This is a genomic window from Hydrobacter penzbergensis (genome assembly GCF_900106985.1).
Taxonomy (GTDB): domain Bacteria; phylum Bacteroidota; class Bacteroidia; order Chitinophagales; family Chitinophagaceae; genus Sediminibacterium; species Sediminibacterium magnilacihabitans.
On record NZ_FNNO01000001.1, the window covers coordinates 616,383 to 633,647 of the forward strand.

Consider the following 17,265-nt stretch of genomic DNA (forward strand, 5'->3'; position numbering starts at 1 on the left):
TCAGCAATTTAATTCACGAACTCTATTTCATAAAACTCCATCACCGGGTTGGCGAGCAGTTTTTTGCTGGCTTCATCGGCAATTTGTTTGGCAGCGGCTTCATTTTCTGCATCGATCTGTAAAGTAATATGTTTGCCTACCCTTACATCGGCCACATTTCCAAGGCCCAGGTTCTGTAAACCACCCAGTACGGCTTTACCCTGGGGATCCAATAAATCTTTCAAAGGCATTACTTTGATCTGCACGTTATAAGTCATGATTCCTGTTGTTTGAGCGACAAAGATAAAATTACATACGCAATAAACGTCACCGGAACTGCCAACCATCCAACCAGCAACGCTCCCACCACGGCAATACCTGCCAGCAAGATAAAGGGCGATAGCTTTTTAAAGCTCAGCGCTTTGAATTTCAATGCCATCATGGGCAGGGTAGATACCATGAGATAGCTGAGTACTACTACCAGCAGGTACCAGAACCACTTGTTCAGTAATAGTTTCAGCACCCAAAACTGGCTGCTATTCCAATAGATCAGCGGGAAAGAAGCCACCAGCAGGCCTGCGGCGGGGATAGGCACTCCCGCAAAACCATTGCGCTGGGTAGTATCGATATTGAAACGGGCCAACCGGTAAGCCCCGGCGCAAGGCAGTAAGAAAGCCGGTAATAACCAAAGGGCATTGATGTCCAATCCGTTTTCCTGCTGTGCAAAACACAGGCGGAGGAACTGGTAAGCGATCAGTCCGGGCGCTACACCAAAACTCACCACATCGGCCAGCGAATCGAGTTGCTTGCCTATGTCGGACGACACTTTGAGCAGCCTGGCAGTAAACCCGTCGAAAAAATCAATGAGGGCGGCCAGGCCAATGAACAGACTGGCCATATAAATACGCTCGGGAATCATCACCAGGTCTTCCCCATCGGGTTGGGGCGCTAGAGTAAGACCTGTTTGCATGATACACACAATGGCCAGGCAGCCAAACAAAAGATTGAGTAAAGTAAAAAGGTTTGGTATCTGTTTCATTTTTTCATCAATGCTTCTATGTCTTCCGCCGTGATCGGAATATTTTTCATGAGGTCTGTATTGCCTGTCTTCGTGAGCCATACATTGTTTTCGATACGAACGCCCATCTGCTCCTCTTCAATATAAATGCCAGGCTCAATGGTGAGCAACATGCCGGCTTTGAGCGGAGCTGTGCGGGTGCCGAGGTCGTGCACGTCGATACCCAGGTGGTGTGAAATGCCGTGGTAGAGGTATTTGCGGTAAGCACGGTTCTCGGCGTCTTCGTTTTTGAGGTCGCTTTTGTGCAACAAACCGATCTTCAAAAATTCCTGCGTGGCTTTCTCTCCTACTTTTTCTGTGTAATCCACCACCGAGATACCCGGCTTTAAAATGGTCTTGCAATAATTGTGTATGTTCAAACAGGCGTTGTACACTGTTTTCTGCCGCTTGGTGAATTTACCGTTCACCGGAATCGTACGCGTGAGATCGGCACAATAGCCGCCGTATTCTGCACCAAAATCCATCAGTATCAATTCTCCGTCTTTGCATTCCTGGTCATTGCTCACATAATGCAGCGTGCGGGCCCGGTCGCCACTGGCAATGATGCTGCTGTAAGCGGGGCCGGTAGCGCGGTTACTGAGGAAGCTGTGCCATATCTCTGCTTCGATCTCGTATTCCATCACACCCGGATGAATGAATTTGAGTAATCTGCGGAAAGTGGTATCGGTGATATCGATGGCTTTTTGCAATACTTCTACTTCTTCTTTTGTTTTAACAGCGCGCAGCTCTTTCATGATTTTTGCTGCGCGATGGAATTGGTGCAAAGGATAACGCGATTTCATTTCATCGATGAAACGGTAATCGCGGCTCCTGATGAGGGATGCTTTGCGGTCGTTCTCGTTGCTGTCGAGATAAATATGATCGGCCAGGTGTATCCATGTTTGCAATAACGCATCCAGGCTGTCTACCCACAATACAGTAGAAATGCCAGAAACAGCAGTGGCTTCCGCGGCGCGTAAGCGCTTGCCATCCCATTTTTCCTTGAGTTCATTCGGACGAACCAGCACCAACACTTCGCGGTATTTGGGATCGGGATTATCGGGATACAGGATCACCATGGAATCTTCCTGCTCGATACCCGAAAGCCAGAAAAGGTCGCTGTTCTGCTTGAAACGGTGCAGGGCGTCCCCATTGGAGGGCCATTCGTCGTTACTCACAAAAATGGCAATACTGTTAGGCAATAATTGCTTGGTAAATCTTTCCCGGTTATGGATAAAAATAGCAGGTTTCAGTGGCAGGTATTTCATAAATAAGTATTGAGCGTGTGCAAGATAGATATTAAATCAAAAAATTCAATTGTTAAAAAATCTCTAATATGATAAGTGGTAGTCAACAATACGAATATCATCGTACATTTACTACGAAATAATTCGTCTATCAAATAAACACTATTGTATGAAACAATCAAAACCCATTCATTGGCCATTATTAGGCGGCTTAGCGCTGGGTGTAGTGATGCTCAGCTCCTGGACATTGCCCGAACTGGTAATGCCGGCGTATTTTTACGAAGTTTCCTCATCAGGCGACACTTCCCTGCCCCGGAAAAAAAGTCATTTTAACAACCGCGATTACAACCAGGCCGATCTCGACAAGGCCATGACTGAATTAGATAAAGCCATGGTTGACCTGGACAAGAACCTCAAGATCGATTTTTCCAAAATGCAGAAAGAGCTCAAAGAAGCCATGGACCAGGTAAACAAGATCGATTATGAAAAGATCAGCAAAGAAGTGCAGGCATCACTGAAACAGATCAACTTACAGCAAACCAAGGCAGAAATAGACAAAGCCATGCACGAAGCACAGGTACGTTTGCAGGAAGTGGATATGAAAAAGATCCAGCAGGAACTGAACAAAGCGCAGGAAGACCTCAAATCGAAGAAACTCGCGGTGCATATTGATGCCGATAAGATCAGTCGTGAAGTAACTGAAGGTCTTTCTAAAGCGAGGCTGGGTATAGAGAAAGCAAAAAAAGAACTGGCAGAGTTGAAAGCCTTTACCAATCAACTGGAAAAAGATGGCCTCATCGATAAAAAGAAAGGCTACAAAATAGAGATCAGGAACAAAAAGCTCATCATCAATGGCAAAGAGCAACCAAAAGAAGTCAATGAGAAATACCAGAAATACCTCGACAAAGAAGATTTCAGCATCAGCAGTGATGGAGAAGGCACCGCATCGGTGTAAAAATGATATATGGGAGCTTCTTATTTGTGATAGTATCATATGATACTATCACTTTTAGAAAGTCTCCCTATCTCATTACTGAAAAACCAATTTGCAAAGTCTGCCAACTCACTTGGATAACAGTTTTTTAAAGATTAAATTTGTAGAAACAATATAGTCATGAGTTCAGTAGCAAAGAGCATTGACCAGGAAATCACCCGTTACCTTCCCAGATTGAATGAGCGGCAGAAAAAAACCATCTTGACAGTGGTGAAAAGCTTTATGGATGAGCAAAAGGACTGGTGGGATGAAATCGGTGAAGAGCAGCAACATGCGATAGATAAATCATTGGCAGAAATGAAGGCCGGCAAAATGACTCCACATGATGAGGTTATGAAAAAACACAGGAGATGATTGAAGAAGTAGTGCAAGATGTACAATGGACACCGAGCGCGAAAAATAGCTTTAATAAGATCGTAGTGTATTTGAGGCGAGAGTGGACAGAAAAAGAAGTGGAACGATTTATCGATCGGACAGAAAAAATGATAAATTCTTTAAAATGTTATCCTGAGATGTGCCGCCCATCAGTGAAAAGAAAACATGTCCGCATTGGGATATTGGATAAACACACCCAAATAGTCTATCATTACAAGCCCGGTAAAAAGCGTCTTGAAATCTTATTATTTTGGGGTATGAAGCAAGATCCCGCTGGATTCAAGTATTAAAATACAGGAATACTAAAACCGCACAGTCGGGCATTTCACAGACCTTCCGGCAGAGGAGTTGAATACACCGCTTTTAATAAGTGATATTTCATACGCTCCTCTGCCTCCGTTGAGATTACGGAGAGAGGAAATCGTAGCATCGTAACTGGCAATAACCTTGAGGTCATTCACTTCATAACCCAGCATGGGAATGATGGCGTCGTTGTTGCGGTAGTAGAGTCCGAATACCATTTGCTTTTCCCCATCGCCACTGAGGTTTCTGTTGGCATTGAAGCCCAGCACCGCTTCCCAGGCCGATCCCATTTTGCTTACATATACATTTGGATTCACGATCCACAAATCCTGCAATTTGATGCTGGCATTCACGAACCCGGTATAACGCCTTGAAAGCGTAGCGTTGGAAACAGTAGGGTCGAAAAAACTTTCTCTTGGTGTGTTGATGTGCATGATGCTTACTCCGGCATTGAAATAAAAATTATCTGAAGCGAAATAGGCATAGTTGAGTCCCATTTGCAAATCGAGGTATGACACACTGGTATTTGTAAATGGTTCATTGGAAGGAATCGTGACATCAAAAAATTTTCCGTTCCACTGGTTATCGAAAGTGAGCTTGTTTACATCCACCCGTTTGTTCACATAAGCCAATCCAAAGCCTCCGCTCAACAAACTGTTATAACCCAGCATCTGGTGATAAGCAATGGTAGCAGTAGCATGTGTAGCGCTCAGGTTGCCGCTGCCTGCCACATCTTTCATCAATGAGCCACCGATACCCATCCAGCCGCTTTCGAACCGGTCGCGGAACACTTTCACATCACCCCAGGCGCTCATGGTCTTATAAGGATTGCCTACCGATGCCCACTGGTTGCGGTAATTGATTCCTACACGATAATCATAATCAGGGTTGAAACCCGTGTTGGCCGGATTGATGAGCAAAGGGGTATTGAAATATTGCGAAAAATGCAGGCTCTGCGCCCTGGCCATCGAGCCGGTCAGCAGCGCCACACAACATCCCGTTATTTTAATCAATTTCCGCATATCGCCTTTTATCTGAGTAAAGTAATATCTCCTTTCTTGGTGGCTTTGGTTCCGTCGGCAAATTCAACCAGCAATGTGTAATGGTATACTTCCTGTGGTTGCAATACACCTTTGTAAGTGCCATCCCAACCTTCATCCTTATATGTTCCCACATATACCAATACACCCCATCGATTGTAAATACGCCATACCATTTTAGCAATACCGAAACCTCTCACATAGATCCGGTCGTTGACACCGTCGCCATTGGGCGTGAAAGCATTGGGCACATCCATTCCCGGTATAATGGTAATGGAAATAAGCTGGCAGGTAGTATCTGTACATCCCGCAGCATTGTATGCAACAAGACAGGTATTGAACTTACCTGAATAATTATACAGGTGTGATACAGTGGTATCTTTTCGCCGCGTAGCCAGTGTATCTCCATCGTCAAAGATCCATTTATACCGGGTGGCTGCCAGTGAACTGTTGGTGAACACAACAGGCGTATTAGGCAAAGTGGGTTCGGGCGAATAGCTGAATCCCGCCTGTGGTTTGGGGTTCACAGTAATAGTGAAGAAAGTGGAGTCTTGCATATTACAAGTGTTGCTGTCCACTGCTGTCAGCTTCACCAGGTAACTGCCTACATTGTTGTACAAGTGGATGGGATTGGTTTGCGTTGACGTGGTACCATCGCCAAAATTCCAGTTGAATTGTTGTCCGCCCAGTGATGTATTATCAAACACAGCAGTATAAGGCGCACAGCCCGCTGCAGGTGTAGTAAACTGTACCTTCAGGTTATCGGCAATCCTGATCTGCACGGATATCGTATCATCGTAATTACAATAAGTGGTATCAACCAATACCAGTTTGATGGTGTAGGTACCGGGTGCTTTATAACTATGTACCACTTTACCTGTGCCTGCATATTGCGTGGTACTGTCTCCGAACATCCACAGGAAACTCTGGTTCTGCAATGGTTTGCCGGGAGGCGCTACGGACGTGTTGTTGAATTCGTATTGAAGCGAAGTACAGGGCGGCAGTTTTCGGTTGGTGAAAGACATTTTCACTTCATCACTCCGTACCCGCATGGTTACAAAAGAGCTGTCTGCCAGGTTACAGGACGAAGAATCAACAGCAATAAGCTTCACCCGGTAATTACCTACAAGATTGAATGTATGTGAAGTATTGGGAGCGCTGGTAGTTACCGGTGGCGTACCATCGCCAAAATCCCATATATAGTTTTTACCCATCGCCAGTGTATCGCGAAAATCTGCGGTAAGTGGCACACAGCCGGTAGTATCCCTGATCCTGCCATTGACAGAAGCCTGTATACCGGCTTCCACGCCGGCAAGATTGAAAGCAATTTTTACCATGGCCAGGTTACAGCCCGATGGCGCGGCACCATTGTTAGGAGCCCATACACCGCTGGTAGTGGGGAAACGCGCACCGCCTCCACAGTTGGCACAGATAGCCTGGTAAATGATCCCGTTGCGGTCGAAGCGACTGGTACCTCCATCCACATGTTCACCGGTGGCACCTCCTTGTTGTCCGAAGAAACTGCCAAAGAGCTGCGATTTGGCATCACGTTCCAGTACAAAGAAATAAAAATCCGCACCATCGGTGATGGTTTGTCCGCCCCCGACGACAGGCAACCCTACGGTAGTAGCATTCGGAAAATTATTGTTGTGCGAATCAATACCTCCACCCCATCCCGACATATACACGTTTTCGCAACGATCCACCAGGAAAGCCACAGGCGAGATATTGGGATAAATAGTATTGGTGCCGAATACAGTTGAATATACAAAGTCTGATAAATCGGGCATCAGCTTGCTGATGTATTGCTTGCCGTTGGTTTGCATGAAAAAGCTGCCGGCATTCGCAGGCTTCTTGATGGGCCAGGAGCCGGTGGTAGTGCCCATGACATAAGGGAAACCGAATTTATCGAACTGGATACCATAGAGCATGTCATTGCCCGATGTACCGATATAAGTACTCTTTACAAACGTACCGTCGTTATGGAACCTTGCCACAAAGCCATCGCAGATACCCTGGTTGAAACTGCTTGAAATGGTACCGGTTTTATCGCCCGGGAAATCGTTGCTGGCGGTAGTGCCACCCACATACAGATCGCCGGTAAGCGGACTGATGGCCAGTACAAATGCTGCATCGTCGTTACTGCCTCCGATCCTGGTGGAGAAAATAACGCCGGAAAGATCGGATTTGAGTTTGAGCACCACACCATCCTGGTGATTTCCGAGATTGCCTCCTGAAGCAGATTGAAAAGCGCCTGGTGTGGTAGGAAAACTATCTGACTGTGTACAGGAAGCTACATAAATACTGCCGGCGGCATCAATGATCACTTCACTGCGCGCATCATCTCCATAATTCCGGTTGATGGATTGCGCACCGGGTGTACCGGAATATTTGGGTTTGATATTCACGCCATCGTCCTGCAGGCCGCCTATTTTAACCGATGCCACCAAGTCTGTTCCATTCTGGTTGAGTTTGGTTACAACAATATCCCATCCTCCTCCGGGGCCATAAGTTTTTAACGCACCTTTTACCGGGTAGTCGCTTGAATTGGAGCGCCCTGCCACCACCAGATTACCGGCGGGATCTACAAAAAGACTGTGCGGCTGTTCGTTGCCAGCAGCGCCTCCCAGGTAAGTAGCATATATGCGGTTAGTACCAAGGGGGTCTAATTTGATGATACCGATGTCAAAGCCGCCGCCTTCGCCGGTATTCACTCCTCCCTGGAATGTAGTTTGGAAAGCGCCATTGCTGGTGGGGAATTTTCCATTGCCACTGAAAACAATACCTCCTCCATAAAAATTTCCCTGTCCGTCGTATGTAGCGGTATAACCCCAGTTACTCGCCGTACTTCCCGAGAAGGAAGAAAAAACGAATGAAGGATCTATCACCAGGGTAGCGGTTTTAGAATAGGCGCCGTTGATGCGGAAGCGTACGATGTTTCCTTTCACTTCATAGCTGCAGGGCACTTCCGTACGCTCGTTGTTCAGTAACTGGTAACTATAGGGAGGAAATTCCTGCACTTCTTCCACAGCGGTTTTCACCATCAGCTTACCGTCTTTCACGCGCAAGCCGTTGGCGCCTTCATAATACATGGCCACATTGGATATATCGCCGCCGGGATGCACAATGAGGTCGTATTTCAATACACCACTGGCCGTATAATAACGGATATCTATGTTCGGATAAATATTTTTATAAGTGATGGCCTGGTAAGAAGCGCATCCCGAAGCCCATTGGGTAGAATCCCTGCCTATCAAATAATTAACCTTACCTGGCAGGGGTTTTTCAGGAATGACCTGCGCATGTTCATTCGCATTGAGGAAATGCACTTGATAAGCATGCGAGTGTAGTATAAGAGGCTGATCGTTGTCACGATCCGGTCCTGCCCCACCTATATTTACCGGATGTTCTGTAGCAGCATTGGTTTGAGTCTGGGCAGGTTGATCGGCATGTTCACGACCTGAGCCACCGCCTGAGCCACCAGAAGTACTACCAGATGAATAACTGGGTCCATGCCCATGTATTTTTTCGGTGAGGCTCTCCAGATCGGCCCCCTTATGCAGCAGCACCCTGTAACCGGTGGCTTGCAAGGCGAAAGCACCGGTGCTCATCTCGCCCTTATATTTAATGGAAGGCTCCCATTGCCCTTTATTTTCAACGAATTCAAGATAACCCTGCGCCGAGCCATATACACTGATCAGCATCAATACCAATATCCTTGCTATTGTTCTTCCCGACATCAACCTTATTTTATTTAAAAGTTACGACATATATACGTGATTCAGATGCTTTGCACTAGGTTTATTATGAGCGGCCCTTCAGGATATCTTGCCCCAACCATTCTTCTGAGGCTGGGATTGCAAATAGGCTTTGAGTATCAAATTCTTTGCCATCTTTAGCTCATTATCTTCTTCACATAATTTTTCCGCCGCTGCCCTCGCTTTTTCCAGCAACTCCTTGTCATTCACAATACTGGCCACCTTGAAATTCAACGCCCCGCTCTGCCTCGTGCCTTCTATATCGCCCGGTCCGCGCAACTCCAGGTCCTTCTCCGCGATCCTGAACCCGTCATTCGTGGCGCACATAATCTTGATACGTTCCCGGGCTTCTTTGCTGGCCCGGGATCCTGTTAATAATATGCAAAAACTTTTCTCACTGCCTCGTCCCACCCTTCCCCGCAACTGGTGCAGTTGGGAAAGTCCGAATTTTTCAGCGCTTTCTATCACCATCACAGTGGCATTGGGCACGTTCACCCCTACCTCTATCACCGTAGTACTTACCATGATCTGTGTATCGCCGCTCACAAAACGTTGCATATTGGTATCTTTTTGCTCCTGCGGCTGCCGGCCATGCACCATACTGATCCGGTAAGCTGGCTCGGGGAAAAAGCTTTTTACCTGCTCGTACCCCTGCATCAGGTCTTCATAACTCAGCTTTTCACTTTCTTCTATCAGCGGGTAAATAAAATAAGCCTGCCTGCCTTTGGTGATCTCTGTTTTTACAAAATCCATCACATTGGCCCGCGCCATCTCCGACCGGTGTACCGTTGTCACCGGCTGCCTGCCTGGCGGTAACTCATCCATCACACTGTAATCGAGATCGCCATAAGCCGTCATTGCCAGGGTCCTGGGTATGGGGGTGGCGGTCATCACCAGCACATGCGGAGGGACCGCTGCTTTCTCCCATAATTTTGCCCGCTGCGCAACACCGAAACGGTGCTGTTCGTCAACGATAACGAGTCCCAGGTTTTTAAACTGCACGGTGTCTTCAATCACCGCATGTGTGCCTACTACAAAATGGATGGTATCTTCCCGCAGGCCCTTTAATATTTTTTTACGTTCGGCCGCCTTGGTGCTGCCGGTAAGCAATGCTATTTCAACAGGCATTTCTTTGAGCAATTCACTGAGCCCGGTATAATGCTGCTGCGCTAAAATCTCCGTGGGCGCCATCATACAACTCTGGTAACTGTTATCGGCTGCCAGCAGCATACTCAACAACGCCACCATGGTTTTTCCACTACCCACATCTCCCTGCAACAACCTGTTCATCTGATGTCCGCGCGCCGTATCGGTGCGTATCTCCCGCAGCACTCTTTTTTGTGCACCCGTTAATTCAAATGGCAAATATTGATTGTAAAATGCATTGAAGTAATCACCTACTTTTTCAAACACCACCCCTTTACTGGCCCTGTGCCGTTGTATGCGCACCAAGTTCAACCGAACCTGCGCCATGAACAACTCTTCGAATTTGAGTCGATGCAAAGCCTGCTGGTATTGCGCAGGATCGGCGGGAAAATGAATGGCGCGGATGGCTTCGTAACGCGGCATCAGTTTGAGCGATATTCTGATAGCATCGGGAATATTTTCGGGCAGGTCTTCCGGTCTGATCTGCGTCAGCAACTGGTAGGTAAGCTTGCCCAATTGCCTGCCGTTGAGTCCGCGTGCTTTTAATTTTTCTGTAGCGGGATATACCGGTTCGAGAAATGCTTTGCCCTTTGCCTGTGCAGGTACATACGGCTCTATTTCCGGGTGCACGATCTGCGGTCTTCCGTTGAAAAAACCGGTGCGACCGAACACCAGGTATGACATGCCCGGCGTAAGACTTTTCTGCACCCAGTTGATGCCCTGGAACCAGGCCAGTTCCAGCACACCTGTATCATCTTTCAATTGCGCTACCAGTCTTTTAGCCCTTCGTTCACCTATTATTTCTGTATGTACCAGTTTACCTGCCACCTGTATGAATTCTGTGTGAAGATTGATCTCACCGATCTTGCTCAGCTTCGTCTTATCGATATGCCGGTGCGGATAATGTTCCAGCAGGTCGCCGAAGGTATAAATGTTGAGTTCTTTCTTCAACATATCGGCACGCAAAGGACCTACGCCTTTGAGGAATTCGATGGGGGTGGATAGTATGGAGTTGGTAGTTGTCAGTTGTTAGTTGTTAGAAGACTAAAGACAAATATCCGTACAAAATATATAATCTGACAACTAACAACTAACAACTGACAACTGACCTAACCACTGATTACTTATCTTCGCAGCCTATGACAAAAGAGGTAGTAGTAAGCGGCATCAGGCCGACCGGTTTTTTACACCTGGGGAATTATTTCGGCGCCATGCGCAATTATGTTCGCATGCAGCACGAGTATAACTGCTATTTTTTTGTGGCCAACTGGCATAGCCTTACTACCCACCCCGATACTTCTGAATTGAAAGCAAGCGTTCACCGGGTGATCGCTGAAAACATCGCGTGCGGACTCGATCCTGAAAAAGTATCGCTTTACATTCAAAGCGATATCCATGAAATAGCCGAACTCTATCTTTATCTCAACATGCTTGCATACAAAGGCGAGCTGGAGAAAACGCCCACTTTCAAAGACAAAGTACGTTTGCAGCCCGATAACGTCAATGCAGGATTGCTCACTTACCCTGTATTGATGGCCGCAGATATTTTAATTCATCGTGCGGTAAAAGTACCCGTGGGTAAAGACCAGGAACAACACCTGGAGATCGCACGCAATTTTGCCGAACGGTTCAACCACCGTTATGGTGAAGTATTGCCGGCGCCTTATGCTTTTAATTATGGCGGAGAACTGGTGAAGATCATGAGTCTCGATGGCAATGGCAAAATGAGCAAGAGTGAAAACCAGATGAATACGCTTTACCTGGCAGATGATGGAGACCTGATCCGCAAAAAGATCATGAAAGCCAAAACAGACCAGGGACCTTCCGAACCTAATTCGGCTAAGCCCGATTATATAGAGAATCTCTTTACGTTGATGCGTTTGGTAAGCACTCCCAATACCGTGCAGAAATTTGAAGATGATTACAATGCCAGCAGCGCAGGCCATACAGTTATCCGTTATGGCGACATGAAAAAGCAGTTGGCAGAAGACATGGCGGCATTCATTGCACCTATCCGTGAAAAAGCAGCTGATATCCAAAACAACCAGGAACTTTTGTCGCGGATCATCCGCCAGGGAGCAGAAAAAGCAAGGCACAGCGCTGCTGAAACAATGAAACTGGTGAGGCAGTCCATAGGCATGAATTACGCCTGATGGTAATATAAAATCTTCGTACATTCACTCCTATGGCCAAACTAAAAAAACCCAAACATGTTGCTGTAGCCGGCAATATCGGCGCCGGTAAAACTACTTTAACTGAAATGCTGAGCAAGCATTACCGTTGGATTCCCCAGTTTGAAGACGTGGACCATAATCCTTACCTGATGGATTTTTATGAAGACATGCCGCGTTGGAGTTTTAACCTGCAGATTTACTTCCTGAACAGTCGCCTCAACCAATTACTCGATATACACCATGGTACCGAAACCGTGATACAGGACCGCACCATCTATGAAGACGCCAATATATTTGCTCCCAACCTGCATGAAATGGGTTTGATGAGCAAACGAGACTTCGATAACTATTTCTTATTCTTCCAGACTTTGAAAACAATGGTGCAGCCGCCCGACCTGCTCATCTACCTCAAAGCTTCCGTGCCCACACTGGTTGCGCAAATACAGAAAAGGGGCCGCGAATACGAAGAGAATATTCGTCTCGACTACCTGAAAAGACTCAACGAATATTACAACAAGTGGATCGAAAGTTATAAGGAAGGTCCGCTGTTGGTGATCGACTGCGACAAGAACAAGTTTGCAGAGAATGAAGAACATTTCGGAGAGATCATTGGCAAAGTAGATGGCATGTTGTTTGGACTTTTCTAAAATAAAACTCCACCAGGTGGTGGAGTTTCGCGTAACAAACAAAGCAATCGAAGAGACCGAGTTCTTGTCCCGCAACGGGACAATTATTTTTTAGGGTGTAGGCGCTGCAGCCAGTATTTCTTCGCTGACACCTCCCGCATATTTTTCAAAGTTTTTAATGAATTGCCTGGCCAGGTCTTTACATTTCGCATCATAGGCAGTTTGATCGGCCCAGGTGCTGCGTGGATCTAAAATTTCTGACGGCACACCGGGGCATGCATCGGGTATCATCATACCAAATACCGGGTGCGCTTTGTATTGTGCCTGATTGAGTTGTCCGTTCAATGCCGCAGTGATCATAGCCCTTGTGTACGACAGTTTCATACGACTGCCCACACCACAGCATCCACCAGTCCATCCGGTATTCACCATCCACACATTCACGCGATGGGCTTTCATTTTTTCGCCCAGCATTTCGGCATAACGGCCGGGATGCAAAGGCAGGAAGGGCGCGCCGAAACAGGCGCTGAAAGTAGATTTGGGCTCTGTAACACCGGCTTCTGTTCCCGCCACTTTAGCCGTATAGCCGCTGATGAACTGGTACATGGCCTGACCGGGGTTCAGCTTGCTGATAGGCGGTAGTACGCCATTGGCATCGCAGGTAAGAAAGAATATATTTTTAGGCAAGCCTCCCATCGCGGGTTCCTGTGCGTTGCTGATATAATGCAAAGGATACGATACCCGCGTATTCTCTGTGATGGCTTTGCTGGCAAAATCAATGCGCCGGGTTCCATTGATGAAGCCCACATTTTCTACCAATGCGCCGGGGCGGATGGCGTGATAAATTTCCGGCTCTTTTGCCTCACTCAGGTCGATGGTTTTGGCATAGCAGCCACCTTCGAAATTGAAAACACCCTGGTTGGTCCATCCATGTTCATCATCACCGATCAGTTTGCGGTCGGGGTCGGCACTGAGTGTGGTCTTGCCTGTGCCACTCAATCCAAAGAAAATGGCTACATCGCCTTTCTCCCCCATGTTGGCGCTGCAGTGCATACTCAACACCTGCCTGTTTTGTGGCAGTATATAATTGAGGATGGTGAAAATACCTTTCTTGATCTCGCCGGTATAACCGGTACCGCCAATAAGAATGGCTTTATGTGTAAAAGAGATCACGGCAAAATTATGTTGCCTGGTGCCATCTACTGCAGGATCGGCTTTGAAGCCGGGTGCATGGATGATATGCCAGTCGGCCTGAAAGCCTTCCAGTTCGTGCTCTTCGGGGCGCAGGAACATATTATGCGCAAAGAGATTGCAAGATGGTTGCTCATTGATGACCCTTATGTTTATACGATAAGCCGGATCGGCACAGGCATAAGCGTCCCTGATCCACACTTCCGGCTGACGATTCAGGTAATCGAGCAGCTTTTTTCTGAGTTGGTGAAAATATTTTTCTTCGATGGGTATGTTGAAATTATTCCAGTCAACCGTGTTTTCGGTGATGGCATCTTTAACGGTGAATTTGTCGAGCGGACTGCGGCCGGTGAATTCACCGGTACGGATACACAAAGCGCCGGTATCGCTTAAAAGTCCCTGTCCGCGTAATATGGTCTGTTCGGTCAACTCTTCGGGTGAAAGCTGGTAGTGAACCGACCGGCAGGATCCAAGACCCAGAGAAACCAGTGTTTTGTCTGATAGCATGATGGGGGTACTGAGCATAATACGAACAATCGTTTGTTAGCCGACAAAAATAAGTGTTTGCCCGTTGTCATCATTTCTTTATGTGGGTCTTACACGTTGGACTTTATCAATTGTTTTTACCGATTTCTGTAGAATTTCAAAAAAAACTGTAGCGGCTTTGTAGTTTTTTGCACGCATCTCGTTGAAAAATTGAACGATTTGTAAAAAAAATTGCCGCAAACAATGTCAATCGTCCCTCAGTTCTCCTGTTAACCATCTATTTTTACAAAAAAAATAGATGCAGGCTATGGCGCCGAAAGGATTAGTGACTACCGATCATTTGAAACAATTCAAAGCCATTATAGGAGAGCAGTTTGTGCTGGCCGATGAGGAGACCCTGACCCATTACAGTCATGATGAAACAGAACGTTTATCCTATCTCCCCGAAGTAGTACTGAAACCGCGTACTACGGAGGAAATAGCGGCCATCATGCGTTTGTGCAATGAATACTATATTCCTGTTACCCCAAGGGGTGCAGGAACCGGATTGAGTGGTGGCGCACTGCCACATTTAGGCGGTGTGTTGCTTTCGAGTGAGCGGATGAACAGCATCCTGGAAATAGATGAACGCAACCTGCAGGTAATTACCGAGCCGGGTGTGATCACCGAAGTATTACAGAATGCAGTGAAAGAAAAAGGACTTTTCTATCCACCCGACCCCAGCAGTCGCGGCAGTTGTTTTATTGGCGGCAATATTGCCGAGAACAGCGGCGGCCCCAAAGCGGTGAAATACGGAGTGGTGAAAGATTATGTGCTGAACCTCGAAGTGGTATTGCCCAATGGCGAGATCATCTGGACGGGCGCCAATGTATTGAAGAATTCAACCGGTTATAACCTCACGCAGTTGCTCGTGGGCAGCGAAGGCACATTGGGCATCGTTACCAAGATCGTGCTGAAGCTGGTACCCTTACCCAAATACGATCTGCTGATGCTGGTACCCTTTGCCTCTTTGGAAAAAGCCAGCGAAGCAGTGAGCGCTATTTTCCGTGCAGGATTTGTGCCCAGCGGATTGGAACTGGTAGAGATCGATGCATTGAAAATTGTAAGCCAGTCTGTAGACAGCAGCGCTGTTCCGGTGAATGATGATATAGCCGCGCACCTGATCATTGAAGTGGACGGCAATAATATGGATGTGCTCATGGGCGAGATGGAAGCCATTGCCGAATTGCTGACGCAATTCGAAGCGGGAGAAGTATTTTTTGCCGATGATGCCCAGCAGAAAACTGAATTGTGGAAACTGCGCCGCCTTGTGGCCGAAGCAGTGAAAACATCGGGCTATACCATTGAAGAAGATACGGTAGTGCCAAGGGCCGAACTGCCGGCGCTGATCAAAGGGGTGAAGCAATTAGGTAAGCAATATGGTTTTCATGCCGTATGTTACGGACATGCCGGGGATGGTAACCTGCACATTCGTATCAACCATCCTACTATTAAAAACAGCCATGGCAATGCAGAGATGACGGCTGCTTTGCAGGCATTGTTTGAATTGGTGAAAAGCCTGGGTGGCACCATCAGTGGTGAACACGGTATTGGATTGATACAAAAACCTTATCTCCATACTGTTTTCAGGGAGGCCAACCTGCACCTGATGCGTGAGATCAAAAAAGCATTCGACCCCAATAATATTTTAAATGCCGGTAAAATATTCGACCTCAATTAAAGGAGGTGTAGATTTGTCTTAAATCCTATGATGATGAAAAAAGGACTGATCACCTGTTTAACATTGCTCTTGTGTGCGGGGCTTTTTGCACAAGACAGCACTGAAACAGAACAAAAAGGAAAATTCAAAAGAGAGAATATCTTTTTAGGTACCAGCCTCAACCTCGGGTTTGCCAGTCGTTCATTCAATGTGGGACTGAACCCGGAGATTGGTTACAGCATCAATAACTGGCTTGATTGCGGCCTCGCTTTCAATGTCAATTATTTTTCACAGAATGCATCTGATTATGATCCTACCCGTTACAGGAATTTTAATTTCGGTGGCGGTACTTTTTTGAGAATATGGCCGGTAAGCTTTCTGCACCTGCAGGTACAGCCCGAATACAACTGGATCAATTCTTCACAGAAAGTAGGATCGCAGCCCAGCGTTACTTATCATTTCAACGCAGCCAGTTTATTATTGGGCGTTGGTTACGGCACCAGGATCATTGGCGGGCAATACCAGTACATCACCCTCATGATCGATGTACTGCAAAACGCCAACTCGCCTTATCGCGACAGCTACAATGATCCGTTGCCCGTTTTCAGAGCAGGCTTTGGCATTTATCTCAATAAAAAGCACTGATGGCCGCTGCGGGTGTATCATATACCAGCAGTCTTTCCTGCCAGTTCTCATAAAGGAATCCTTTTTGCCACATGGCTTGAAGATGTGTCACCAGTGTATCGTAAAATCCTGCTGTATTCAGCAGGATTATTTTTTTGTTGTGTATCTGTAAAGTGTTCCAGGTAAGCATCTCAAACAATTCATCGAGTGTACCATTTCCGCCCGGCAATACCACCGCCATATCGCAGAGATCATACATCATTTTTTTACGCGTGTGCATATCGGATACTACATGTAATTCTGTAATGCTTTCGTGCTGGTGTTCCCAGGCCAGCAGTAGTTCGGGTATCACACCGATCACTTTCCCACCTCCCTCCATAACCGAATTGGCCACAGCGCCCATCAGTCCTTTGTTACCGCCACCATACACCAATGTGATATTACGTTCGGCCATAAGCCTGCCCAACGCTTTCGCATCCTGCTCAAAAAGCGGATCCGATCCGCTTTTCGAACCACAGAAAACGGCTATTCGCTTCTCCTGCATACTAGGGTTTTGCCAACAAAGT

Annotated in this window: 15 protein-coding genes; 7 read left to right on the forward strand and 8 right to left on the reverse strand. The window is 46.9% G+C overall.

Annotated elements, in window-relative coordinates; genetic code table 11:
- Window positions 1-8 precede the first annotated feature (8 nt).
- The 3 genes from purS to BLU98_RS02855 are packed head-to-tail and all read right to left on the reverse strand — an operon-like array spanning window position 9 to window position 2,304.
- Window positions 9-257: a phosphoribosylformylglycinamidine synthase subunit PurS gene (gene purS / locus BLU98_RS02845; protein ID WP_026769397.1), complete on the reverse strand. Its 249-nt coding sequence runs from the start codon at window positions 255-257 to the stop codon at window positions 9-11.
- Window positions 254-1,018, reverse strand: coding sequence for a CDP-alcohol phosphatidyltransferase family protein (locus BLU98_RS02850; protein WP_092721745.1), 765 nt, complete (start codon window positions 1,016-1,018; stop codon window positions 254-256). Before BLU98_RS02850 ends, purS begins: the two co-directional genes overlap by 4 nt.
- A complete protein-coding gene (locus BLU98_RS02855; RefSeq protein ID WP_092721747.1) occupies window positions 1,015-2,304 on the reverse strand; it encodes an aminopeptidase P family protein in 1,290 nt (429 codons plus the stop codon). The genes BLU98_RS02850 and BLU98_RS02855 overlap by 4 nt, the downstream gene beginning before the upstream one ends.
- A gap of 148 nt (window positions 2,305-2,452) precedes the next feature.
- Here BLU98_RS02855 and BLU98_RS02860 point away from each other — a divergent pair, with 148 nt between their 5' ends.
- From BLU98_RS02860 to BLU98_RS02870, 3 genes are all read left to right on the forward strand, one after another.
- Window positions 2,453-3,238, forward strand: coding sequence for a hypothetical protein (locus BLU98_RS02860; protein ID WP_092721749.1), 786 nt, complete (start codon window positions 2,453-2,455; stop codon window positions 3,236-3,238).
- Window positions 3,239-3,397: 159 nt separating this feature from the next.
- Window positions 3,398-3,631 carry a hypothetical protein gene (locus tag BLU98_RS02865; protein ID WP_092721751.1) on the forward strand — a complete coding sequence of 78 codons (234 nt, stop codon included), beginning with the start codon at window positions 3,398-3,400 and terminating at the stop codon, window positions 3,629-3,631.
- Window positions 3,628-3,942, forward strand: coding sequence for a type II toxin-antitoxin system RelE/ParE family toxin (locus BLU98_RS02870; protein WP_092721753.1), 315 nt, complete (start codon window positions 3,628-3,630; stop codon window positions 3,940-3,942). Before BLU98_RS02865 ends, BLU98_RS02870 begins: the two co-directional genes overlap by 4 nt.
- 12 nt (window positions 3,943-3,954) lie before the next feature.
- On the opposite strand, the gene BLU98_RS02875 is transcribed toward BLU98_RS02870, so the two are convergent.
- From BLU98_RS02875 to recG, 3 genes are all read right to left on the reverse strand, one after another.
- Entirely contained in the window at window positions 3,955-4,977 is a 1,023-nt protein-coding gene (locus BLU98_RS02875) for a PorP/SprF family type IX secretion system membrane protein (protein ID WP_092721755.1), read from the reverse strand.
- Between the two features lie 8 nt (window positions 4,978-4,985).
- The gene (locus BLU98_RS02880) at window positions 4,986-8,735 is read right to left on the reverse strand and encodes a DUF7948 domain-containing protein (protein WP_092721757.1); all 3,750 of its coding nucleotides are present in this window, start codon (window positions 8,733-8,735) and stop codon (window positions 4,986-4,988) included.
- A 78-nt stretch (window positions 8,736-8,813) separates the two neighbouring features.
- Window positions 8,814-10,925 carry an ATP-dependent DNA helicase RecG gene (gene recG, locus BLU98_RS02885; protein ID WP_092721759.1) on the reverse strand — a complete coding sequence of 704 codons (2,112 nt, stop codon included), beginning with the start codon at window positions 10,923-10,925 and terminating at the stop codon, window positions 8,814-8,816.
- Between the two features lie 113 nt (window positions 10,926-11,038).
- Between recG and trpS the strand changes: the two genes are divergently transcribed.
- Both trpS and BLU98_RS02895 read left to right on the forward strand, forming a co-directional pair.
- Window positions 11,039-12,052: a tryptophan--tRNA ligase gene (trpS, locus tag BLU98_RS02890; protein ID WP_092721761.1), complete on the forward strand. Its 1,014-nt coding sequence runs from the start codon at window positions 11,039-11,041 to the stop codon at window positions 12,050-12,052.
- A 32-nt stretch (window positions 12,053-12,084) separates the two neighbouring features.
- A complete protein-coding gene (locus BLU98_RS02895) occupies window positions 12,085-12,720 on the forward strand; it encodes a deoxynucleoside kinase (RefSeq protein ID WP_026774687.1) in 636 nt (211 codons plus the stop codon).
- A 90-nt stretch (window positions 12,721-12,810) separates the two neighbouring features.
- Here the strand turns inward: BLU98_RS02895 and pckA are convergent, their stop codons facing one another.
- Window positions 12,811-14,415 (reverse strand): phosphoenolpyruvate carboxykinase (ATP), encoded by a 1,605-nt coding sequence (gene pckA, locus BLU98_RS02900; protein WP_092721763.1) that lies wholly within the window; start codon window positions 14,413-14,415, stop codon window positions 12,811-12,813.
- Between the two features lie 268 nt (window positions 14,416-14,683).
- Here pckA and BLU98_RS02905 point away from each other — a divergent pair, with 268 nt between their 5' ends.
- Window positions 14,684-16,096, forward strand: a complete 1,413-nt coding sequence (locus BLU98_RS02905; RefSeq protein ID WP_092721972.1) for an FAD-binding oxidoreductase — start codon at window positions 14,684-14,686, stop codon at window positions 16,094-16,096.
- A 33-nt stretch (window positions 16,097-16,129) separates the two neighbouring features.
- Window positions 16,130-16,720, forward strand: a complete 591-nt coding sequence (locus BLU98_RS02910) for a hypothetical protein (RefSeq protein ID WP_092721765.1) — start codon at window positions 16,130-16,132, stop codon at window positions 16,718-16,720.
- Here BLU98_RS02910 and BLU98_RS02915 read toward each other — a convergent pair.
- Entirely contained in the window at window positions 16,704-17,243 is a 540-nt protein-coding gene (locus tag BLU98_RS02915; protein WP_092721767.1) for an LOG family protein, read from the reverse strand. The genes BLU98_RS02910 and BLU98_RS02915 overlap by 17 nt on opposite strands.
- Between the last annotated feature and the right edge of the window lie 22 nt (window positions 17,244-17,265).

Excerpts from the sequence above, each read along its gene's own strand:
- purS (WP_026769397.1), bottom strand. The coding sequence starts at position 257 with ATGACTTATAACGTGCAGATCAAAGTAATGCCTTTGAAAGATTTATTG.
- BLU98_RS02850 (WP_092721745.1), bottom strand. The coding sequence starts at position 1,018 with ATGAAACAGATACCAAACCTTTTTACTTTACTCAATCTTTTGTTTGGC.
- BLU98_RS02855 (WP_092721747.1), bottom strand. The coding sequence starts at position 2,304 with ATGAAATACCTGCCACTGAAACCTGCTATTTTTATCCATAACCGGGAA.
- BLU98_RS02860 (WP_092721749.1), top strand. The coding sequence starts at position 2,453 with ATGAAACAATCAAAACCCATTCATTGGCCATTATTAGGCGGCTTAGCG.
- BLU98_RS02865 (WP_092721751.1), top strand. The coding sequence starts at position 3,398 with ATGAGTTCAGTAGCAAAGAGCATTGACCAGGAAATCACCCGTTACCTT.
- BLU98_RS02870 (WP_092721753.1), top strand. The coding sequence starts at position 3,628 with ATGATTGAAGAAGTAGTGCAAGATGTACAATGGACACCGAGCGCGAAA.
- BLU98_RS02875 (WP_092721755.1), bottom strand. The coding sequence starts at position 4,977 with ATGCGGAAATTGATTAAAATAACGGGATGTTGTGTGGCGCTGCTGACC.
- BLU98_RS02880 (WP_092721757.1), bottom strand. The coding sequence starts at position 8,735 with ATGTCGGGAAGAACAATAGCAAGGATATTGGTATTGATGCTGATCAGT.
- trpS (WP_092721761.1), top strand. The coding sequence starts at position 11,039 with ATGACAAAAGAGGTAGTAGTAAGCGGCATCAGGCCGACCGGTTTTTTA.
- BLU98_RS02895 (WP_026774687.1), top strand. The coding sequence starts at position 12,085 with ATGGCCAAACTAAAAAAACCCAAACATGTTGCTGTAGCCGGCAATATC.
- pckA (WP_092721763.1), bottom strand. The coding sequence starts at position 14,415 with ATGCTCAGTACCCCCATCATGCTATCAGACAAAACACTGGTTTCTCTG.
- BLU98_RS02905 (WP_092721972.1), top strand. The coding sequence starts at position 14,684 with ATGGCGCCGAAAGGATTAGTGACTACCGATCATTTGAAACAATTCAAA.
- BLU98_RS02910 (WP_092721765.1), top strand. The coding sequence starts at position 16,130 with ATGAAAAAAGGACTGATCACCTGTTTAACATTGCTCTTGTGTGCGGGG.
- BLU98_RS02915 (WP_092721767.1), bottom strand. The coding sequence starts at position 17,243 with ATGCAGGAGAAGCGAATAGCCGTTTTCTGTGGTTCGAAAAGCGGATCG.